We start from the raw sequence: 22,417 nt of genomic DNA, 5'->3' as shown, positions 1-22,417 counted from the left end.
TACGGGAGGAGATGGGTAAAGTGGAATAACCCGGAGGCCGCGAGCACAAGGCTAATCGCGGTCCGGGTCACTAGCGCTGGCAGGTGCCATTGGCGCTTGGGGATTCGCCTGACTGTTATCAATCATGATTTGGATGAATTTTCTGTTGTCCAGCAGAGGGCTGATGGAACGGCCATGGTGCAGACGGCTGATGACACGGGCAAAAAGCTCGGTGATGTCAGCCTGGATGTACCACTCCTTGTCGAGCAGATCCCGTCCATGATAGACGGCATTGGTGCCGATGATCCGGTAGAAGACACCCTCCTGGTAGGCCTTCTCAAACTCCTCGACAGCATTGGCGTTGAACAGCGGCAGGCTTACCATACAGATGACTTTCTTGGCTCCGAGGCTCATGAGCTCGCGCATGGCGATGATCATAGTCCCACCGGTGGCGAGCATGTCGTCCGCCATAAGCACGGTCTTGCCTGAGACATCACCAAGCAGGTTGATGCTCTTGATATTGGAGTGCTTGGCATCGCGGCTGACAATGGAGTAGTCGCGTTCCTTATAGAGCATGGCAAGGGGACGGTGCAGAGCCTGGGCGTAGAACTTGTTACGGCTGATGGCTCCGGTATCAGGGGACACCACTACCAGGTCAGGGTCGTTGAAGTCTATGAGCTTATGCAGTGCAATGAGGGTCTGGTAGGAACCATGGAGGTTCTCAAGATGGAGATGGGAGAAACAGTTCTCGATCTCCCTGCTATGGATATCAAGGGTGATGATCCTCTCCACACGCAACATCTCACAAATACGGCCGAACATGGCGGCTGTGAGGGCTTCACGTCCACCCTTCTTGTGCTGTCTTGAGTACGGATAGGTAGGGAGCACCAAGGTCACACTCTCGCCGCCTGCCAACTGGATGGCATTGATGGTGGTAAAGAGGAACATGAGGTGGTCATTCACGGAAAGGGCAATGGGCTCATCAGAGCCGGCAACACGGACAGGCTCCATGTTGGAAAGGTCATAGACAATGAATACACGGAGGCCCCTGACTGGATCAAGGATCTCTGCCTTGACTTCGCCATTGGCAAACCTGGTGTATTTAGCCTTGATCGTAAAATCGGGGCACTGGAAGGTGGTTGGCCGCTTGCTTCGGGGAATCCGCTTGTTGTTCAGATCGTCAAGCAGGGTAACGGTCTTGAGAATCTCTTCTTCAGTCATATCATGACGCTTGGCCAAGGTTGAAGAGAGTTTTGCATAGCGTTCTAGATAGAGACGTCGCAAGTGTTTTACAACCTTGCCGGTGAAGTATTCTGAGCCCGGACCCGAGATGATTCCAAGCTTTTGCGGTTTGATGATGCTCATGGGCAAACCATACAACAACACCCATGAAAGTTCAATCCGTATTAGACCATGGAGCGGCCTGGGGAAATGCTGTTTCTCTCTTTTTCAAGGAATCCATCCCTCCATGGAGTCACTTGTAAAAATAAATCTTCAGCCAACTACTTTACCAAGGTGGCACATAATTGATACGTTTGAGCCGATATGAATATTATTATGACCCTGTTTAAGATTATTGGCAGTCTGGGCCTTTTCCTGTATGGTATCAAACTTCTTAGTGAAGGTCTCCAAAAAACTGCCGGTAATAGACTTAAGTCCGTTCTCAGGCTTATGACAAAGAATCGATTTGTCTCTGTAATGACCGGTATCATCATCACCATCCTCATCCAGAGCTCTTCAGCAACGACAGTCATGGTAGTCAGTTTTGTCAACGCAGGGCTGATGGACCTCTTCCAGGCTATCGGGGTCATCCTTGGCGCCAACATCGGTACCACCTTTACCGGTTGGATAGTGGCCTTGCTAGGCTTCAAGATGGACATCTCCACCCTGGCACTCTTTTCCATCGCCATTGGAGTTCCGATGATGTTCTCCAAAAAAAGCAATATCCGCGAGTTGGCCGACATCATGCTCGGTTTCGGGCTCCTGTTCCTTGGCCTCAACTTCATGCAGCACTCCATGCCCGACCTAAGCGGGAACGTAGAGGCCCTTGAGTTCCTCAGCAGGTTCAACAAGGACTCACTTTTGATGATTTTGACCTGTGTGCTTATCGGAACCGCCGTAACCGTCGTGGTCCAATCCTCTGCCGCAGCGATGACCATGACACTCACCATGGCCTTCAATGGATGGCTTGGCGTCACGGCCTCAGCCGCCCTGATCCTTGGCTCGAACATCGGTACCACCATCACAGCCTATCTTGCCTCCATAGGCACCAGCACTACGGCAAAACGTGCTGCCCTGGCACACATACTCTTTAACGTGACCGGCAGCTTCTTGGCAGTCATATTCCTCAAGCCCCTGCTGCTGTTGGTGAATGCTCTCACCCTCAAGGACATCTACTCGCTCTCCCCTGAGGCCCTGGCCCAACAACTGCCCCTCTTTTTGGCGATGTTCCATACAGTATTCAACGTTCTGAACACAATATTGTTCTTTCCCTTTGTTCGACAATACGCAAACCTCATTGAAAAGTTGGTCCCTCCCAAGGACGAATATGACGAAGGGACCTACCATTTCAAATATATCGGCGGTACTTTCATAGATTCCCCTGAGCTCTATATGATCACTATCAGGGATGAGATCCAGAAAATGGCCAACCTTGCATGCAATATGCTTACCCGCTACCGCAACATGTTCAACAACCCCGATGCAAACATGGAAGCGGACGTCCAGGCGATGAAACATGATGAGGAGTATGCCGACCAGATGCAGGAACAGCTTTCAGACTTCTGTGTGCATCTTTTGCAGGACTCCCAGACCCCTACCAATGCATCCTCCCTCAACTGCCTCATTCGGGTAATGGATGAGCTTGAGTCCGTTACGGACAGTTGCTACAACCTCGTCATGCTTGGCCAGAAGCGATACCAGCAGAACTGGACATTCGATGCAGAGACCGATGATGAGCTACGCCAGTACCAGACTCTTGTCCAGGAGTTCCTTGACTATGTCCGAGACCGTATGGACAGGACCCTTACCAAGGCGGAGATGCAGAAGGCAAACGAGTTTGAGGAGCAGATCAACACCTGGAGGAACCACCTTACCAATCTGGTTCAGGCAAGGCTCTCCATCGAGAAGGCTGATGTCCGCAAGGAGCTGCTTATCCTCGAAAAGATTCGCCACCTGGAACACATCGGCGACTACTGCACAAACATTGCCGAAGCCTACCATCAGGCTGTGAAGCATACACCGATGCTCCAAAAGCGCTCCGGTCGTCCTATTGCCATTCTGGTAAAGGATGAAGAAGAAGGGACCTGATACTCCTATCAAGTCCCTCTTTTCACTATCTATTCATATCAGTGGAATAAGGTACTCAGTACAACACAGTCTCCACCCCTTCGATACCGCACAAGGACTCGTAGGCCTCACCATAGGAGTCCAATACCTGGGTGCAGCCATCGATCATGAGGTTGACAAACATGAGGTCATCATCAAGGGCGAGGTTTCCAGTAGTACCCAGACTCGTACGGGTTTTGATGGTCTCTATTGGGTCCAGAGCAGCAACAGCGTCAAGGTGAAGCCCCACATCCTTGTAGGTATCACGGAAATTCCCACCTTCAAGAACCTTTTGCATGACAATGTCTGTAGCATAGAGGGATGGCACGCATGCCTGTATAAGCTGTTCCTCGTTGACAATGAGCCCATCGAGCATCAGAGCCATGATCTGCACCAGGGTCCAGGTGGCTTTGGTCCCCTGCATCAGAGGCTCCTTCGTATCCTGGAAATCCCTGTTGTACCCAGAAGGAAGACTCCTGATGATGGACTTTACCTGCATCGAACAGGCTGAGACCAAGGCGGAGCGGCTTCTCGCAAGCTCAAGGCCATCGGGATTCTTCTTCTGGGGCATGATGGACGATCCTGTGCAGAGCTCCTGGGGAAGGGAGAAGTATCCAAATTCCGGCAGGGTGAAGAGGATGAGGTCCTGGGCAAGCTTGCTGATGGTCAGGCCGATATAGTCACAGCTATCAAGAAGCATGGCCTCAAACTTGCCCCGGCTGTTGTTTGCATAGAGCACGTTGTTCTGGACCCGGGAAAAGCCCATCTCAGAGGCAACGAACTCCCTGTCCAAGGCGAGGGGAACCCCGTAGGAGGCGGCAGAGCCCAAGGGACTCTGGTCAAGCGTCCAGGATAGCTGCATCAGGTGCTGGGCCTCATCATAGAGTTCCTCAGCAAACGAGGCTGCCCACAACCCAACCGATGATGGCATCGCAATCTGCATATGGGTCCTGCCGGGCATCGGGACAAATTCATATCGTTTGGCAAACAAGAGCAGGTTTTTGGCCAGAGTCCCTGTCTCCCTGCAGAGCTTGAGGGAAAATTCCCGCATCCAGAGGCGTAAGGCAGTCTGCACCTGATCGTTTCGGCTCCGTCCTGTATGGATACGCTTGCCGGCCTCCCCTATCCTATCGGTAAGGAACCCTTCAATGGCGGTATGACAGTCCTCATCGCTCTTGGTTATGGGAAATGCATCCTTCTGCCTCAGGCGGATAACCTCCTGCAACCCCTCTTCAAGACTAGAGAGGTCCTCTTCATCCAAAAGCCCGATCAACTCAAGCCCACGAGCATGGGCTATCGATGCCAGGGCATCGGCAATGACCAACTGTTGGTCCAGGATGTAATCCTTGCTTACCGTAAACTCTTCCATAAGCGAATCAAGCGAATAATCTTTCTGCCAAAGCTTGGACATTGGTACCCCCCAAAGATGGTTCAAGTCTAGGTTTTTTACTCCCTTTCTGTCAATTGAAGCAATTGCCTAACTTACGCGCCAGTGCTGGTATGAAAACATGTAAACTGATACTCATTTCTGTCTTTCTGGTTGTCCTGCTCACCAGCGGCTGTGGGTGTAACCAAGAGGGTCCTACCGGCATAAACCTCTTCGAAAAACAGGACAGCACCCCACCGAAACTTCTCAGCGCGCAGGCTGTCGATACCACTTGCATCAAGCTCATCTTCAGTGAGGACATCCAGGGGAAAACCATCAACTTGCTTGTCAATGGGGTAAAGACCACCAACCTGTTGTGCAGAGGTGAGACCATCCTCCTCTATCTCACCACAGCCATGGATATTGCCAGTTCGGCAAGGCTCGAAGGGAGGGTGGAAGATTTTTGGGGTAATAGCACCCGGTTCTCCCTCTCTGTCTGGGCACACAACCCCAACAGGGCAGAGGTTCTCATCAATGAGTTTTCGACCAAAGGATCTGGCAACAACCCTGACCGCGTGGAGTTATTGGTAACCAAGGCAGGCAACCTTGCCGGTCTCACCGTCGCCAATGGGGTCGGGCCATTGGCAAGTGATAGGTGTATTCTGGGAGACAAGTGGGTATACCAGGGTGATTTTGTGGTGATAGGATTTCAGGAAGGGGGAACTGAGGCTTTGTATCCTAGCGAGAACCTTGGCGGGTTGAGCTCCAACAACGGTTGCATCACCGTTACGGAATCCCCTGACTGGGAGAGCACCATCCTCGATGCTGTAATCTACAGCAACAAGACAACCACCACCTTCAGCGGCTTTGGTTCGCGGGAGACGGAATTGGGGGCCAGCCAGCTCTATGAAAGTGGTGTATGGAACTCCCCCTTGGCAGAAGAGGCCATCGACTCCACAGACAGTACTGCAACACGGTCGATCTGCAGGGAGAGCTATATGGATACAAACAGCCAAAATGATTGGTACATCTGCGACACCAAGGGTGCCAGTTTTGGCAGGGAGAACTCACCTACCAGATATGCGGGGCAGTGAAAAAAAAGAGGAGGCAAAAACCTCCCCTACATGGCCGTGTTGTATTGCTCAGAGATTCTGGTTTACAAACCCTTCCAGAACAGCAAGGGAGGCGGCTCCCATACGTTGGGCTACCACTTCACCTTTCTTGAAGATCATCAGGGTAGGGATGCTGCTTACGTTGAATTTGCTGGCAATGGACACAACCTCATCGACGTTGACCTTCGCAACTATCAATTTCCCTGAGTACTTCTCAGCAATCTGGGCAATGGCTGGGGCGATCATCTTGCATGGGCCACACCAGGGCGCCCAAAAGTCGACCAGTACCGGTTTGTCCGCCTTCAAAATCTCAGTTTCAAAATTTTCCGAGGTAATGATTATTTCACTCATAGGTAAGGCTCCTTGTCTCGAGAACCATAATAGCGGCAAACCGGGGAAAAAGATAGAGCTATCAACAACTTCACCTAGAGGGAAACCTCTTCATCAAAAGGCATCTCCTCCTCTGGACGCAGGTCAGGTACCTTCTCGGAGTTTTCCGGCTTGAACTCCACATGCTCTGCCACCACCAGGATTTTCTCCCGGTTGTCCCCATCCTTGTCGGTCCACCGCTCTTGGCGTAGCCGTCCGACCACCCGCACTCCCCTTCCTTTCTTCAGGTAGTTCAGGCACCCCTCTGCCAATCCTCCCCAGACCTGCACCCCTATGTACATGACCTCCTCAACGGCCTCTGCCTTGGCATTCTTGTAATAGCGGTTCACTGCAATGGAGAAGCGCCCCATGACGCTGCCGTTACTCCCTACCAATACCTTTTCAGGGTCACGAACCAGGTTCCCTTCCAGCAAGACCGAATTCAAGTTGTTCATCCGTACCATCCTTTTCCTCACAAAACCCTTTCTACCTGCACAGCTCAGGCCACGCTTTCTTGGTATTTTTGTTTGTGATCTCACTTGTGTAAGAAAGAAAGGGCATGGGTTCACTTCAAGTTTCAAAGTTCCAGAGTACGTGATTCCGTTAAGAAATGTGTTAATTTTTACCTATATTTGACGTTCCATAAGGGACTTAATCGTTGATTGGGTATCCTTCTCACTGCTTTCTGAGGGTTCTTCATGCTGTAATGGGCACCCTTTCTTACACTATTCCCCTCAGAGCCCACTTCAATATTTAAGCGGTTTTCCCTCAGCTTCTGAACCTGGACAAAACGCTACTCGTCGATGATTACAAGGTGATGGTTTGTAGACCGGTGAACTTCATCGGAAAAGGGAGTCCTTGTGAGATCAAAAAGGAGAGATATTTCTGCTTGAGCCGCTCTTGTACAAGGGAGAGGACATGAAGGTCTTTCCTACCGATACCATGTTGGACACAAAAAGCCATCAGACAGCCATTGCTGTGCCTGTCTGATCGATATTTGTGACCAAACTCTATCGGGCAGTCCTTGGCGGTGCTTTTGCACACCATGGGGTATCGATGCGCATCAGTTCCTTTTCGGAACCAAATGGTGATCTCTACACGATTTCAAAGATACAATGTCCGGTGAGAATTACGGAATATTCAAGGTTCTGGAAAGTGTTTCTGCCGATAGTGAGATCAAATATCTTTATCTACAATTCAATCAACCAGAACTCTTCTCATGAAAACAGCAGAATCAGCTGCCAACTTATCAAGATCTGGATTTTCAATGACATTGCGCCAAACTGAAATATCCTGGCCAACTTGCCCACCGGACATAACAAATGGTTCCTGAATTATCTGTCCATTAAAGTGAATCGTATCCAGAGCTTCTCGTATTTCTTTCCACGGTATCCTGCCCAAACCTACTGGCTTTCTATTAGTTTCCCCACAATGAAGCCCTTTCATGTACTTTCCGGCAAGGATAATTGCTTGAGACATGGAATCTTCTTCAATATTCATATGGAATGTATCGAGCAACAGGCCAAGATTAGGGCTATCAATGGCACTGACAAATGGCAAAGCCTCGGCAACAGTATTGAAAATAAACTGCTCAAAGCGATTGAGGATCTCCATGTTGACTATAACATTGCAGTCTTCAGCCACCTTTGCCAATTGCTTCATGCTTTTGAAACTCTGGTCAACATATTGCTGCTTGCTTTCTCCGAGCGCCAACTGCTTTGGCCATGCGCAGTATGTGGAACCTTGGATCACTCCTCCTCCCATCCTTCCAATAGCATGGATTAGTGAAGTCATGTATCTCAATCCATTCTGACGAATGCTCTCATCGGGAGAAGAGACATCATTCTCAGAGCTACAGCCTAGTCCGTATGAAAGCTGGATACCTTCATCCTTGGTTGCTTTGGCTAGATCCAGTCTTTTTGACTCAGTCCAATCAGCCAGTATCCCACTGTGCACCTCAAGAATGTCATAGCCAAGTTTCTTTACTTTAGGGACCAACGGAAAGAAATCCGCGGCCCAATCATGTGTCCAGAATGCGTAGTAGATGCCAATCTTTCTCATTTGGCGCTCCTTTTTATCATATGTATTATCTTGTTGGAAATCTCTCTCCCGAAAAGAACAAGTATAATGATAGAACCCCAAATTGCTGTAACAAGGTAGGGATCAAATCTCTTCAGGTTCAGGCCTGTAGAAATCAACTGAAGGATGATGGAGGCCATCACAGTGCCTAAAAGTTTCCCGAATCCACCAGAAGGCTTCACTCCCCCAAGGAAAGTCGCCAGAACTGCAATCAAAACATATGATTCATAGTAGTCTGCCTTGACTGAGTTCATCTGACCAATCATAACCATTGAGGCGAAAAAAGACAGAACAGCGGATAAAATGTACTCCAGAATGATGACCTTGTCTGTATTGACATTGGAAAACCTAGCAGCCTCGGGGTTTGCTCCTGTCATATAGAGCTGTTTCCCGTACACCGTGCGGTCCAAAACAAAGTGAAGACCAACTACGACGACAATAAACAGGATAATTGACACGGGAATTCGAAGAACCTCCCCTACCCCGAACCAAGTGATCTGCTTTGGGAATCCAGAGATGGTATACCCCATGGTTATTAGGATGCTAAGCCCCTGGAGAAATGTGGACATACCCAATGTAACCAGAAGAGCAGGAATCTTCAGTTTTGAAATCAGCAACCCATTGATAAGCCCAATCAGGATACAAGCCAGAAGGCCTACCAAAAGTGCAATACACACCTGGATATTGCCGGAATTTGCAGTATTACCAGATGTGAGAGCCTTGAGTACCACATGGATTATGATGCCGTTAAAATTGGCAGCTGCGACAATAGAAAGGTTAATACCGCCGGTAAGCTCAGATATCAGCATGCCAATGGCCATAAAGCCAATGGTCGGCATTTGGTACATCATAGTTGTGAGATTTCTGAAAGACAGGAATCTAGAGCCATTGAGCAGATACATGAAAAGGAATATTGCTATGATGGTAATCAGAAGCGAAAAGAACTCACTTTCCCTCATTCTCTGGAAGATATTCTTATTGATCATACAGCAGCCTCCTTGATGTCAGCTTCAACTTTAACTCTAATGATCTGCTTCTTTTGCTGTATTTCTTGAACTGCATTTAGAATAAGGCTGAGTATAATGATGGCCCCTGTGAATACGTTGTACCAGTATGATGAAATTTTCAACAAGGTAAGACTGTTGTTCACTATCTGGAACAGCAAGACACCCAGAATGGAACCGAGCACAGAACCTCTTCCTCCAGAGATTGAAGCACCTCCAAGAATGATTGCAGCGATTACCGACATCTCAGTGCCTACAATTGAATTTGGAATTACCGTCTGGACTATAGCAACGTGGGCTATTGATCCTATTCCAACAATCGCCCCTGCGATACCGTAGACCAGCATCGTATTACGGAACATGTTGACACCGACTCTTTTAGCTGCTGTTCGGTTGCCACCAACCCAATAGATGGTTCTGCCAAACGTGGTTTTCCGCAGTACAAAGTCAAGAAAGACTGCCATGACGAACCAGAGAACCGTGACATAACTGATCCCATAGGGAGAACCAACTGCCTGTGCCACCTTGAATATCTTGCCATCAGCTAAAGGCCAGATATATTCTGGGATGGTATACAACAATTTTCCCCTCGTAACCACATACATCAGGCCATAAAAGAGGTTTTGAGTAGAAATCGTGATAATGATAGCGGGCATCTTGAAATGATCAATCAGGAAGCCATTGAAAAGCCCCATCATGGCCCCGACTATACTTGCCAAAAATATAGTTTGCAACAGATTGCCGTGTGTAAACCAGTTGACCATGAAATATACACAAAAATACTCTGTGACTTGTGCAATAGCTGTAAAAGATACATCGAATCCTCCACTGATGATGATTATCAGCACTCCCAAGGAAAAGATACCCGTGACAGAACAAGCCTTGAGCACATTGGTTAGGTTTCCATAAGTGAGGAATGTCGGTGCCATGATTGCAACGAAAGCCGAGTAGACCAAGATTATCATTGCAAGCAAGGCCTCTCTCTTTTTGAGGATATTTTTTAGTTGTTTCATGCTACTACTTCCTAAATTGCTCTTTTTTGCTCATCAAGAATGTTTTTGATGTATTCATCATCTATCTCCTGAGGGCTATCCAGAATCCTGCGGAGCCTTCCATTCTGCATGACCAAAATACGGTTGCAATTGGCAGTCAGCTCACGAATCTCATCAGAAATTAAAATGACAGACATCCCGTATTTCTCAACCATCTCGTGGATTGTCTTGAAAATACTGGCTTTGGCGCCGACGTCTACGCCAACCGTTGGGCCATCCAGGATTAGCACTTTAGGATTCATCTCCAGCCACTTAGCCAATACGATCTTCTGCTGGTTTCCTCCTGAAAGAGTTTTGACTTCCTTGAAAACATCATCTGTCTTGACTTTCACCTCATCAATCCAAAAGTTGGCCTTATCAGTCATCCTAACCTCGTCCAAAAGACCTTTTTTTGAGAATTTGCTGATTGTGGGAAGAATAATATTATCTCTTTGGGAATAATCCATCACCAACCCTTGGGTTAGGCGGTTTTCCGGAACATAGGCTATGCCATGGTTTACTGCATCCTGAACGTTGCCGATTGAAACGCGCTGTCCATCAATCTCGATCTCCCCGCTGTCTGCCGGAGCAATTCCAAATAAAGCAGTGGCAATTTCAGTACGACCGGAACCCAGAAGGCCAGTAAATCCTATGATTTCACCTTTCTTAAGATCAAATGAGATATCCTGGAAATTGTTGGTTTTAGACAAGCTCTTAACCTTGAGCATATAAGAATCACTGTTGAGCAATGAATCATCGACATGCTTGGTATAGACAGTGGATGCTCCAACCATTAGTTTCTCTATCTCAGCAACACTTACATCGCAAATCTGCTTGACATCGATTACTACTCCATCCCTCAGTATGGTAACGACATCGCAGATTTCCATGATCTCATCAATCTTATGGCTGATGAAGATGATAGATATACCCGTTGACTTCAACATCTCAATAATTTTAAAAAGATTGTTTATCTCCCCCCTGGTAAGAGCAGTGGTTGGTTCATCAAATATCAAAAGCTTTGGATTATTATTCAATGCTCTGGCTATTGCCACCATCTGTTGTTTGGCTATGGGGATTTCTCCGACAATATCGAAAAGGCTGATATTGGCATCTAGTTGGTCCAAGATGCTCTGGACTTCATTTGAGTGCTTTTTGACAGAGAAGAAAGTTTTCTTGCCCTTTATCTGATTGGAAAGGCAGACGTTCTCCAGTACTGTTAAGTTCGGAAACAAGGAAAAATCCTGATAGATTACGCTGATTCCATACTGCATACCGGAAAGAGGACCATAGGAAGCCATCGGTACCCCGGCAATGGTTATCTTTCCGGTATCTGCAGAAAGCGAACCCGCTAATATGTTGATAAGAGTAGATTTTCCGCTTCCATTCTCCCCTACAAGGCCATGTATCTCTCCCTTCTCGACAGAGAACGAGATGTCCTTCAAAGCCTTGACTCCTCCAAATGCCTTGCTGCAGTTTTCAATTGCAATAAAATCCATCTGCTCCCCTCTTTTATGGCTGAATCGTGCAAGTGGGGGAGGTAAACCCTGCCATCCTCACTCCGTCAATCATACCGCACAGCAAACGAAGATCCAACCAAACAGACTATTTTTTAAATTGTACCTGAATTCAGGCACAAAACCATACGGTACTATGCATTTTGCAGGAAGCGCCAAGAACGACCACTTCGTGTCATCCAAATTGAAGCATTCCTAAATAATCCTTGTGTCGATCAAGAGCCAAATACTTATCATTATTCCTCTATCGGCAGGATGCCATCCTTTTCCGGTCTGGCTGATTCATTCACCTTATAAGAAAGCAACAAATATCCAAGCAGAAAATTTTGCTCTTGATTTTTTTCTCGTTTGCATCATGACATGCAACATACAATCAGCTACCTAATTCGTTGAACCGTACCCTTGAGAGGTTCTCTTTCATTGACAGTTCAGATGTCAGCCTTATTACTAAATGTGCGGGAGGGAATTCTCCCAATCCCGCACATTAAAAGTAAATCAATGCAAACTAGAAATTGTACTTGTCACTGTTAGTCTTATCAACAATAAGCGGGAAATCAAATATCAGGTTCATGCCGTCTACTGTTGGCTTACCCAGTCCAGGAATCTCTACACCCTGCTTGATCTGATCACGCTTTCCCTCAAGGACAAGCTTTGCTATATAGACCATAGCTTTCGCTGCATCTCCAGAGGACCAGAGGATGCATTCATCGATGGAATTATCCTTCAAGAACGGAGAGGCTTCTGCCGGGCTGGTGGTGCAGATTACGGTTACATCAGCAGTTCTACCAACTTCTCTGAGAGCTTGTGCAGCACCTGGGCCACCCTGACTTCCGAATCCGAGAATACCTTTCAGCTTAGGATACACCTGAAGCAACTCAAGAGTCTGCTGGCGAGCTGCATTCCTGTCTTCTGATACTGGGAATTTGCTAGCAACAAGCTTTAGGCCTGGGTAGTTCTTCTTGGCATACGCAATGGCTGCATCCGCCCAGATATTATGTGCTGGAACTGTCAGGGATCCTACGAATATAGCATATTCACCCTCTTTCGAACCTGTAATTCTCACGAATTCATCGATAAACTTTTCGCCAAACTTGACATTGTCAATCATCTCAATATCAAAGTCGGCTTCAGGCTGATTCGGTGACTCATGGGTCATTACCACGATTCCCTGAGCTCTAGCTTTCTTAAAAGTCGGAACAAGCGAGTTCGCATCGTTAGGAACTACAAGAAGAGCATTTACTCCAGTATTGATAGCATCCTCAAGTATCCGAACCTGCTCGGCCTCGTCTGCCGCTGCACTAGCCTTGAAATAGACCTTTGCGCCATATTCAGTGCCTGCAGCAATACCATCGGTTTCATAAGGCTCGAACCAAGCTGAAATGAGCTTTGGATTGAGTATCATCTCCGGCTGGGTCTTTGCAGCCTCCTTTGTACCCTGTGCGAAAAGTGAGAGTGCAACGAATGCAATCACCATTACCAACACAATTTTTTTCATACCTTTGTCTCCTTTTTTACGATTCTTCCACTTATTCAGTGTTTTGCTTCCTTTGTCTATTTCTAAGGATATGTCCTTAGCGGTGCAGGAATCGAGCCAGCATTGCCAATTTCTATTACCGTCCCAATCGTGTCCTCAGTGGAAAGGTAATAAAATTCATCATCCCCAATCTCTCCTGACTGGATGACTTCATATCCTTTCTTCTTCAGCTCCTCGATTTTCTTCTTGCAATCCTTGTAATAGAGCTTGAAGTGCTGAATACCACTTTTCCCATTGGACTTCTCAAGAAATTCGTTATAGATGCTATATCCATCAATCGGTTGCATCAGCTCAAATTGAACCGGCCCGATCCAGCACACAGCCAGCTTATATCTCTGTAGGTTCGGCTTTCCGCGATACATAGAATTACGTACCGTTGTCGGTCCGTACTCATAGATTTCCCAGGGTCCCATTCCAAAGCCTTCCCAAAGAGCCTTCATTGCCTTGTCGATGTCGGTCACAACCTCTGCTATCTGGCAGATATCTCCATCTTTCATACCCAGTCCCCTTCTATTTCGTGAATGGTTTCAACAATCCTTCCAGATTGGTGTGTCTCTTATGCATCTTGTCGATATCAATATGATTTTTCTCGATGATCATCATGGTAACGATGTCGGTGAGCAGGAACATCGACTGCTCCAGAATTGTGCACATCGGCTGGATTGATTTGACTTCGCTTGGATCCCCGAAGAACTGCCCAGGAACCCTGACAGTGAAATCTGCCAGTTGCCCAATCTCATTCTCCGGATGGGGGCTGAGAATACCGATAGTGGCTTTGGCTTCCTTTGAAAGCTTGACTATGTTCATCTCCACATTGGTCATGCCGCATAGAACCAGCAACAAGTCTCCTTCCCCTATGCAAGGCGTGGTAGTGTCGTAAACGACATAAGCATCATAGCCCATGTGCTTCAAACGCATGGTGAAGCCTCTCATGGAGAGTCCCATCCTGCCCATCGCATAGAGTTGAATGGTCTTAGCTTTATCAATTTCCTCAATCAAGCGGTTTATTTCCTTGACGTCAATCCTATCCAGTACCTGTCGGTTCTCCTCAAGTATCACGTCAGCAAGTTTCTTGAAATCCATCTTGCTACTCCTTATCATCGATCTAAATTCTTATATAAAATATAATTTTCACCAGCATCGAGAGTAAGCCACAATCGCTCTACTACATAATCACATTCCTCAGCATTATCTTTAGAATGTATCTAGCACTACTTGTTAAAGTTCTACCATTACATTGCTAATATGTCAACTTTTTTACTAATAAATGCTTCATTTTTGATAAATTTATTGACTATTGTAGTATTTAGTGTAATAAATTTAGACATGCATTGTTAATAAGTTTATCATTATAAGGCATCAGGAATTTCAAAAAATGTAGTATCAGAGGTATCTATGGTACTGAAAACTGTAAAAAAACGGATCCAGTAGTTGATTAATTCAAGTATCCTAAGGCAAACCAAGCCAATCAAAGGTAGGAGAAAAACATGCCGATAAAAGAAAAATTATCCATTCTGGATTCATCAATCGGACAACTTGGGTTTGTCGTGGAAAACGTTGATACCATGATCCAAGGTTACTATGAGAAATTTGGCATTGGCGATTGGAAGATCTACACCTACGGTCCACAAATCCTATCATTCATGACATACAAAGGCGAACCTACATGCTACTCTTCACGAATTGCTCTTGGATATTTTGGGAGTACGAGAATTGAACTTATCCAACCTTTGAAAGGTCACACCGTGTATACCGATTTTATTGAGAAACATGGGTACGGTCTGCAACATCTTGGCATCTATGTACAAAATATGAAAAGCTCTCTTGAAATCGTCAAAAAAAATGGAATATCAGTAATCATGGAGGGAGGAGGTTTTGGTCTTGATGGTGATGGCCATTATGCATATTTGGATACAGAAGAACTGTATGGAATTTGTTATGAATTGATTCAACGACCGTTACGTCGTCGCGAACCCGAAAGAGTCTATCCTTTCTTGAATAGCACTTTTTCTCATGAATAATTTATTATATACTGAGCAGCAAATGAACACCTTGAACAACAGACAACAAAAAGAAGTAGATATCATCAACAATCTTCACTTCATTACCATCAAAGACTTAGCGAATACTCTTAACGTATCCGAAATGACTGTGCGCAGAGATTGCACACTCTTGGCAAGCCGAGGATTAATCAAGCAAGTCTTTGGAGGTGTTACGTCGCATATACCTGAAAAACTACTTAATTATACCGTTGACTCTGAACTCAAGAAAAACATGATCATCAAAGAAAAAATAGCAAGCAAGGCCATTAGTCTATTGAAGCCAAATGAGGTATTTTTTTTAGATTCAGGAACTACTGCGGCTACAATAGCTAGATTATTACCTCGAGAATCATCCTATACCATTATTTCTCCATCTTTTCTTGCAATAGAATTACTCGTTAAACTTGACCAATCTTCGGTTATTTGCCCCGGTGGTATATACTTGAATAAACCTCGAGTTTTCTATAATCAGGAATCTGCCGATTTTCTTCAACATTTCCGTGCCGGGAAATGCTTCATCGGTGCGACCGCCTTTGATATCAATCACGGAATTACCTGTGGTTATTTTGAAGATGTACCATTGAAACAAGCAATGCTCGATTGTAGTCAAGAACGGATCCTCATCACTGACTCGAGCAAATTCGATAAGGTAAGTACATGTGTATTTACTAATATTACAACTTTGACAGCAATCATAACTGATGACGGAATCTCACAAGTTTATAAGGATTTCATAACCTCTAATGGGGTTAAGCTTTATATTGTTTGATTTTAAGTATAATATGAGATTGCTTATTAGATATAAAACCCTCAACGTCTTTTCATACAATAGCACCTTCAATTAGTCAGGATTGGGCCTTTCACATCACTATCCAGACATCTGAAGCTTACTGGAATATACTTTTAGTAAATCATCTTCGAATGATCTGCTTCAGCTTCGGTTGCTTTATAAACAGGTAGCCTTCTTCAATAAATACCGTCATTTCTTTAACACTCAAAAGGTCCGAATTGAATCCCAATAACAGCTTCTTCAAAAGGGACGGTTCATATTGGTATCTTCTTCAGATTCACAGGAATGACAAAATTGTTCCTGGTAATATGGATTGTTTGAATTTTTGCTTTCAGCACATGAAAAAGGACCTTTGTATGCTACCCCTTAACGTCCAGAACTTTGATTTTCTGTTTCATAGCTTCCCATCGGAAGGAATTACGTTGCTAAATCGCATAGTATGAATTATTATTTCTGTAGAATTTATTTTAATTCTATAGAAAACAGGAGGTACAGTATGAAACAAGGAAAAACATGGAAGTTGCTCTATCTTGCAATAATCCTGATGGTAGGCGGAAGCCTGTTGGCTTCATGGGTAAACTCAGGGCTTGGGAAAGTCAGAGTTGACGAGGTTTCCATATGGCAAGAGCCAGGATTCTCGGTCAGTGCCTACGTATACACGCCCAAGAATGTAGCAGAAAAAATGCCGGCAATACTCGCCATCCACGGCTTGAACAACCAGAAGAACCATATGGCAAATACTGCATTGGAATTCGCAAGAAGAGGATATGTAGTCCTTTCCATGGATATGAGCGGCCATGGAAGAACCACAGGGAAAAATCTTGACCATGGCGCCGGTGGTCCCGCTGGTTTGGCGTATCTGAAAAGCCTTCCGAATGTTGATACAGACAACATTGGTATTGTAGGCATGTCCCAGGGAGGCTTCGCGGGGGCCATGGGCGCCATTCTTTCAGACCCAGAAGGGTACTCATCTGTGTTTTTCATGGAATCAGAGGTCTCTTCCCCTGGTTCCATGGATCTCTCAGCTGCCAAATATGTTAAAAATGCAGCGTTCAATATTGGAACTGTTACAGAACTTGGAGTGATGATATTCGTCGGAAAGGGTTCTGAAGCACCAGTTTCGCCTGTCCTACAACCACTTTTTGCTACCGATGCACCAATTGAAGCAGGAAAAATCTACGGATCGATTGAAGATGGAACCGCCCGAATTCTCTATCAGCCATGGGAAGACCATGCAGGGGCTACAGATTCGATACCCGCCATTGCAAATGCCTTGGAATGGATGCATCTGACGTTGACAGGAGGAAACACCCTTTCCCCAAGAAACCAGATCTGGCCCATTAAGCTCATTGGTACCACTCTTGCCCTGCTAGGTGCAATGCTTTTCCTCTTCCCAATGGGTTCACTGCTCCTCAACACCAACTATTTCGGTGAGCTGAAAGAGAAACTTCCGGAGTATCGGGGGTATGAAGGGAAAAGTTGGTGGGTAAGTGCATTGATCACCACAGCCCTTGGCCCTCTTCTGTACCTTTTTGTATGGAATAATATGTTCTTTGTTCCGTGGATCAACCCAAACAGACTCTGGCCACAGAATTTCACCAATGTGTACATGGTTTGGTCTGTCCTTGTTGGGGCGATTGCCATAGTTCTCATGATCGCGGGTCATTACACAACACTAAAGGGAAAGGGAGCTCGGTTGGAACACTACGGCCTCACTGATGCTTCCGGTACATGTAACTGGGTGCGTATCTTCAAATCGGGCATTTTGGCAATCTGTACCTTATTGCCAGTCTACCTCATTCTGGTATTCATTGATTCAGTATGGAAGGTCGACTTTAGGGTTTGGGTTGTCACACTCCTTCCTTTTACTGGAAGGCGATTCTTGGCATTTCTCGGCTATTTGGTTCCATTTGCACTCTATTTCATCCCCCAAGGGATTATTCTTTCCGGATTCCAGAGGCCAAAGAAAGGCAACCTTAGTCTGGGAAAAGAAATGTTGATCAACTCCATTGTGATGACTCTTGGGGCTGTCATTTGGCTATTGATCTTGTATATCCCCATACTCGCCGGAGGGTCGATTATTTTCGGCTCAAATCCATTGGTCCAGACAGCAGCCGGAATGGGTGGCATCTATTACCTACCCCTTCTTGTGCTTTGGCCACTTGTTGCTTGTCTATATACCTATTTCTTCCGAAAGACAGGCAGGGTGTATGTGGGTATCAGCATGACAACGCTGTTCATCGTATGGTATCTGACAGCAGCTGGGGTGTTTGCGGTTGCCTTGTAAACGGTACGTGTAGTATTCTTTTCCGGTGCCTTGGATAATCCAAGGCACCGGGTTGTTCTATCATTGTTGCAATGATGTCTGATATACTCAATAAGAGTTTCTTAGGAAACCCTTTTGCATTATATTTTGTGGAGTTTGGAGTATTTCAATGGAATTGAGTTGGATGGGACGCTATAGGGGTTTGGTCGGCCAGCTGATTAGATATGCCAACATATACGTACGTGGGTATAATATTGAGTTGGGCGGCCATGAAGACATTCTTCTCTCAGCCCAGAGCTGGCAAGTATTGGAGTGCATCATTGAACATGAGGATGAGTACTTGAAGATGAATGAACTTTGCCGCTTCCTTGGCATGCCCCAAAGCACTTTCTCAAAGTATGTAAAAAAACTTGTCCTTCAAAACCTAGTTGAAAGATACAGGAAGGAAGATAACCTTAAAAATATCATTTTACGACCATCAGAGTTTGGAAAAGCCTTTTATATCGAGAAAAGCAAAGGGCTTTGCGAATTGGGCTTCAAGGAAATGTTTTCCCAGTTGGATAGCCTGTCTGAAGAGGATCTCAAACATGTTGTCTCTGCGATTGGAAATCTTGCCGACCATCTTGACTCTGATACCAACAGTTTCACAAAAACTCGGTTGATAAAACTCTAGGGAGTGTGCCATAGAGTATTTCCCTCTTACGCTACGGTCCAACACCATATTTGCGTAGGCTCCTGGATAAAAAGGGAGGATACGGCCTACCGTGAAGAAGGCATACTTCCAATGAAGATTTTTCAGGATGTCATCTGAAAAGTTTTAAGGAAATGTTGTATGGCGATATCTTGCCCTGCACCTCGCCATGGGAAATCGGCAACAGGGCAGGATCATGCACCAATACCCTGGCCCTACCTGCTTCTTGGCATAGCTCTAGTCATTGTTGGTGATGGTTATACAGATTGTTACCTGATAGCCTCCCCCAACACGTTCAAGTACCTGGCTTTCGTCAATATTACCAATAGACAGAGACCGTGTATTCATTGCAGGAGTCAACTCGTCCCAAAGGATTGGTGTCCCATACAGTACCTGACCTGATCCAAAATAGAGGGTAAAGTCTATGCCAAACCCATCACCAATGACTGGTTTGAGTTGAAAAGAGTTGGTTGTCCCTGTAGTGGAGAAGGTTACCTTTTGTGCATATTCTCCTCCTACAACCCCATTCACTACTTCCATCCGAGCTGTATTGATCTCTTTTTTCTTGTTCCCGTACGCAGCACTCAGGTCAAAGGAAACAGAGTTTTCCAAGAACGAGAAGAGGTAGGAAACCGGTTGGGGAACCTGATCACCATACCAGAACCCGTCATTGCCACCTTCACCGGAAGTATAGCCATTGGGGTCTACTACGGGGGTCGTCCCTTGCCCAACAACACCATCGATGGGTATGAATTGTCCTTGAGTTGGGGCGCCAGCTTCAGGAAATACATAGGGCCCCTGGTCGAGAGCATCGGTAATGCCAATGGTAAAGTGGGGGTTGAAAAGGTTTTTGAAGGTATAGGGAGAATCCAATTTGAAAAAAGCGCCATTGCTATTGAGGTTTGAAACGAGTCCCGTGTTGGTTGTTCCCCCGTAATCATTTGCATTCACCAGATAGATATCCACATAAAAGGGAGTTGTTGTCACCTCCTGGTTACTCCAGCCCCCCAACAGGGGCTGTTTGTCCTTGATGGCCCTGATGAAAGCCGTCCCACCCAGTCCCTCGGGATAGGAGACAGCGAGCACATTCATCTGTATCTCTTTCGTGTAATTCCAGGTGCCTGTTTCACTCCATCGAAGAGGCCCTATCAGGTAGACGTTGTAACTGCTGTCTACACCGGTTATCAGGATCGTTGGATTGTACATAGGGGTACTGGAATTGATGGTCAGACGTCCTAACTTGGCGCCAAAGATTGATGGATGGGTAAAAGTTCCTGGGGATTTCTGCAGATAAATCGGCGATTCCGCAGCATATGAAGCAGCGACTCCCAGCAAGACAAAACAAGAGCATGCAATGAGTAGAAGTAGTGTAATACGACGAAAACGTACCATTCTATCCATACCCTTTCCAACGTTAGGCGTAGGCCTCCGTTGATTCCGTGTATCTCATAGCAGTAGTATCATCATCTATTTGTGAGAGTAACACACCTTGAAAGCAAGCACAATCGAATGGGTTGCACAAGTATTCTCTTATCAGGATATACAATACATCTATCTATACGTGGTGGTACTACAATAGAATTACTTCTTTTCGTAAACCGAAATAAAACTTTCCTCCTCCTACAACTTCCAATAGCCAGTATGTTGGGTGCCCTTCGACTTTTCCTTTCACTTCCGAAAGATGGCAGACAAAGCATATGCAAGCTCCTCGTTGATGCGTTTGGTCAGCAACAAGCATCCACATATCTTGCAGATCCTGTGCTGCAGGAGCTTTCAGGATCTGGAAAATACGGATGAGCTTGGTTACAGACCTCATTGCTTGCAGAGGAGCAAAGCCATAGATGCACTATCTGAAATGGCCCTTTCGTTCGATTTCATACCGGAATGCGGGATATGCGTCAGTGAACTCTTTCCCAATGCAGGCCTATGAGGTAGTGTGTATCCACAGTTTTCTAGAAATACGATGCCGAGCAAGCAGGAGATACTGCATCCAATACATCTAATGGTTCCAGCCAGTACCATGCTGAATGGGAACATCCATACTGACTGTTAGCCAGAGAAGGAGCGTTACCGGTGAATGACCTTATCAGCAATATCCTTCGGAGTAGCGTCTCATCCGTCATGAATGTGATCCTCCTGTTTACCCTGACCAAATCCAAAATCGGCAGAAAGACCACCATCGCTGTCGCCATCTTCGTCTTTGTCATCAATATTGCCAGCACACTCTGGTTCTATCGGTATGGAACCCTTACAGGACTGTCCCGCTTCAACCTGGTGCTCTTTGTTGTAGTCGGCCTTGCGCTCAAACCCTTGACCAAACTCAACATCATGCAGTGGAGCTTTTCCTTCCTCACAACCGTCAATATCGCAATGGCAACCATCGTCCTCAGTTTCCATCTAGGCAGGTTGTTCCCCTACCCCATCTATGCCCACACCATGATTCGCTTGGGACTCTACATAATTGTCATTCTCGTTTTTCAGAGATACTTGATCTCCTTGTACCAATCGATGGCCAACAACTGGCCGATATTCTCATTCTTGATCCTCTGCATATTCCTCAACCTTGCCTATTTCCTCTTCGTCACAGACGATATCCTCAATAGCCTGACTACCTACAAATGGCCCCTTTTGCTTTTGGTCACCCTTACCTTGTCAGCCTATGGGACGGTTTTCTACTCCCTGAAGAAATTTTCGGAAATGCATGCACTGGAAAATGAGAACCTAAAAATCCAAAAGGAAACAGGTAGACTCCATGAAGCTGCTGTGCAATTGGAGAGGTACGCCAACTACGACATGTTGACGGGTCTCCCCAATAGAAGGTTCTTCTTTGAGAATTTAGAAAGGTTTGTAACGGAGAGTGAAAGGGATTCAAGCAAGTTCATCCTCCTGTACATCGATCTGGATGGATTCAAGTTCATCAATGATACATACGGTCACGAAGTTGGGGATAGGGTTCTCATTACAGTCGGAAACAGGATATTGAAGACCCTCCGGAAAAACGATTTCGTGGCACGGCTGGGTGGAGATGAATTTGCGGCCATCATTCATGATGCCGACGATATGACTGTTGCGATACATCTTGCCAACAAGATACATGAGAAAGCTCAAGAAGCTATCCACATGGGTGCACTGGAGTGCAGGGTAAATGCTTCGATAGGCATTGCCATATACCCTGACTCCAGCAAAGATAGTGAGACCCTGATAAGAAATGCCGATTCTGCAATGTATGAGATAAAAAGAAACGGCAAAGGGGGGATCGGGATCTTCAAGTAGTAACCCGATCCCAGATAGGGCCTGGTTCCTTACCGAT

20 protein-coding genes are annotated in these 22,417 nt (G+C 46.0%); 8 read left to right on the top strand and 12 right to left on the bottom strand.

The genetic code is table 11. The annotated features are described in order from the left end of the window. Positions 1-51 precede the first annotated feature (51 nt). On the bottom strand, positions 52-1,344 hold the full coding sequence (gene prs / locus ROJ03_RS07270; RefSeq protein WP_313726353.1) for a ribose-phosphate diphosphokinase: 1,293 nt from the start codon (positions 1,342-1,344) through the stop codon (positions 52-54). Between the two features lie 180 nt (positions 1,345-1,524). Between prs and ROJ03_RS07265 the strand changes: the two genes are divergently transcribed. Next, the gene (locus tag ROJ03_RS07265; RefSeq protein ID WP_313726352.1) at positions 1,525-3,288 is read left to right on the top strand and encodes a Na/Pi cotransporter family protein; all 1,764 of its coding nucleotides are present in this window, start codon (positions 1,525-1,527) and stop codon (positions 3,286-3,288) included. Positions 3,289-3,343: 55 nt separating this feature from the next. On the opposite strand, the gene argH is transcribed toward ROJ03_RS07265, so the two are convergent. After that, on the bottom strand, positions 3,344-4,717 hold the full coding sequence (gene argH, locus ROJ03_RS07260; RefSeq protein WP_313726351.1) for an argininosuccinate lyase: 1,374 nt from the start codon (positions 4,715-4,717) through the stop codon (positions 3,344-3,346). Positions 4,718-4,806: 89 nt separating this feature from the next. On the opposite strand from argH, the gene ROJ03_RS07255 reads away from it, so the two are divergent. Continuing rightward, positions 4,807-5,766 carry a hypothetical protein gene (locus ROJ03_RS07255; protein ID WP_313726350.1) on the top strand — a complete coding sequence of 320 codons (960 nt, stop codon included), beginning with the start codon at positions 4,807-4,809 and terminating at the stop codon, positions 5,764-5,766. A 48-nt stretch (positions 5,767-5,814) separates the two neighbouring features. Here ROJ03_RS07255 and trxA read toward each other — a convergent pair whose 3' ends face one another. From trxA to ROJ03_RS07210, 9 genes are all read right to left on the bottom strand, one after another. Further along, positions 5,815-6,135, bottom strand: a complete 321-nt coding sequence (gene trxA / locus ROJ03_RS07250) for a thioredoxin (RefSeq protein WP_313726349.1) — start codon at positions 6,133-6,135, stop codon at positions 5,815-5,817. A 74-nt stretch (positions 6,136-6,209) separates the two neighbouring features. After that, entirely contained in the window at positions 6,210-6,608 is a 399-nt protein-coding gene (locus ROJ03_RS07245; protein ID WP_313726348.1) for a single-stranded DNA-binding protein, read from the bottom strand. Positions 6,609-7,350: 742 nt separating this feature from the next. Beyond that, entirely contained in the window at positions 7,351-8,214 is an 864-nt protein-coding gene (locus ROJ03_RS07240) for a sugar phosphate isomerase/epimerase family protein (protein ID WP_313726347.1), read from the bottom strand. Then, the gene (locus tag ROJ03_RS07235; RefSeq protein ID WP_313726346.1) at positions 8,211-9,218 is read right to left on the bottom strand and encodes an ABC transporter permease; all 1,008 of its coding nucleotides are present in this window, start codon (positions 9,216-9,218) and stop codon (positions 8,211-8,213) included. The genes ROJ03_RS07240 and ROJ03_RS07235 overlap by 4 nt, the downstream gene beginning before the upstream one ends. Then, positions 9,215-10,249, bottom strand: coding sequence for an ABC transporter permease (locus ROJ03_RS07230; protein ID WP_313726345.1), 1,035 nt, complete (start codon positions 10,247-10,249; stop codon positions 9,215-9,217). Before ROJ03_RS07230 ends, ROJ03_RS07235 begins: the two co-directional genes overlap by 4 nt. A gap of 11 nt (positions 10,250-10,260) precedes the next feature. After that, positions 10,261-11,766: a sugar ABC transporter ATP-binding protein gene (locus ROJ03_RS07225; RefSeq protein WP_313726344.1), complete on the bottom strand. Its 1,506-nt coding sequence runs from the start codon at positions 11,764-11,766 to the stop codon at positions 10,261-10,263. Positions 11,767-12,289: 523 nt separating this feature from the next. Further along, the gene (locus tag ROJ03_RS07220; protein ID WP_313726343.1) at positions 12,290-13,279 is read right to left on the bottom strand and encodes a substrate-binding domain-containing protein; all 990 of its coding nucleotides are present in this window, start codon (positions 13,277-13,279) and stop codon (positions 12,290-12,292) included. A gap of 62 nt (positions 13,280-13,341) precedes the next feature. After that, entirely contained in the window at positions 13,342-13,815 is a 474-nt protein-coding gene (locus ROJ03_RS07215; protein ID WP_313726342.1) for a VOC family protein, read from the bottom strand. A 13-nt stretch (positions 13,816-13,828) separates the two neighbouring features. Then, positions 13,829-14,401 carry a sugar isomerase gene (locus ROJ03_RS07210; RefSeq protein ID WP_313726341.1) on the bottom strand — a complete coding sequence of 191 codons (573 nt, stop codon included), beginning with the start codon at positions 14,399-14,401 and terminating at the stop codon, positions 13,829-13,831. A gap of 404 nt (positions 14,402-14,805) precedes the next feature. Here ROJ03_RS07210 and ROJ03_RS07205 point away from each other — a divergent pair, with 404 nt between their 5' ends. The 4 genes from ROJ03_RS07205 to ROJ03_RS07190 all read left to right on the top strand — a co-directional run bounded on the left by ROJ03_RS07205 (position 14,806) and on the right by ROJ03_RS07190 (position 19,089). After that, the gene (locus ROJ03_RS07205) at positions 14,806-15,339 is read left to right on the top strand and encodes a VOC family protein (RefSeq protein WP_313726340.1); all 534 of its coding nucleotides are present in this window, start codon (positions 14,806-14,808) and stop codon (positions 15,337-15,339) included. Positions 15,340-15,361: 22 nt separating this feature from the next. Continuing rightward, positions 15,362-16,129, top strand: a complete 768-nt coding sequence (locus ROJ03_RS07200; protein WP_313726339.1) for a DeoR/GlpR family DNA-binding transcription regulator — start codon at positions 15,362-15,364, stop codon at positions 16,127-16,129. Positions 16,130-16,646: 517 nt separating this feature from the next. Beyond that, positions 16,647-18,437: an acetylxylan esterase gene (locus ROJ03_RS07195; RefSeq protein ID WP_313726338.1), complete on the top strand. Its 1,791-nt coding sequence runs from the start codon at positions 16,647-16,649 to the stop codon at positions 18,435-18,437. 148 nt (positions 18,438-18,585) lie between these two features. Next, entirely contained in the window at positions 18,586-19,089 is a 504-nt protein-coding gene (locus ROJ03_RS07190; protein WP_313726336.1) for a MarR family transcriptional regulator, read from the top strand. 255 nt (positions 19,090-19,344) lie between these two features. On the opposite strand, the gene ROJ03_RS07185 is transcribed toward ROJ03_RS07190, so the two are convergent. Further along, positions 19,345-20,313: a hypothetical protein gene (locus tag ROJ03_RS07185; RefSeq protein ID WP_313726335.1), complete on the bottom strand. Its 969-nt coding sequence runs from the start codon at positions 20,311-20,313 to the stop codon at positions 19,345-19,347. A gap of 267 nt (positions 20,314-20,580) precedes the next feature. On the opposite strand from ROJ03_RS07185, the gene ROJ03_RS07180 reads away from it, so the two are divergent. Next, on the top strand, positions 20,581-20,904 hold the full coding sequence (locus ROJ03_RS07180; protein WP_313726334.1) for a hypothetical protein: 324 nt from the start codon (positions 20,581-20,583) through the stop codon (positions 20,902-20,904). 276 nt (positions 20,905-21,180) lie between these two features. Continuing rightward, complete coding sequence (locus ROJ03_RS07175; protein WP_313726332.1) at positions 21,181-22,380, top strand: GGDEF domain-containing protein; 1,200 nt, start codon at positions 21,181-21,183, stop codon at positions 22,378-22,380. The last annotated feature ends 37 nt before the right edge of the window (positions 22,381-22,417 follow it).

The organism is Sphaerochaeta sp. PS (assembly GCF_032144095.1).
In the GTDB taxonomy this organism is placed as follows: domain Bacteria; phylum Spirochaetota; class Spirochaetia; order Sphaerochaetales; family Sphaerochaetaceae; genus Sphaerochaeta.
The sequence above is the reverse complement of the archived record's forward strand: the minus strand, read 5'-3'. Positions and strand labels throughout refer to the sequence as shown.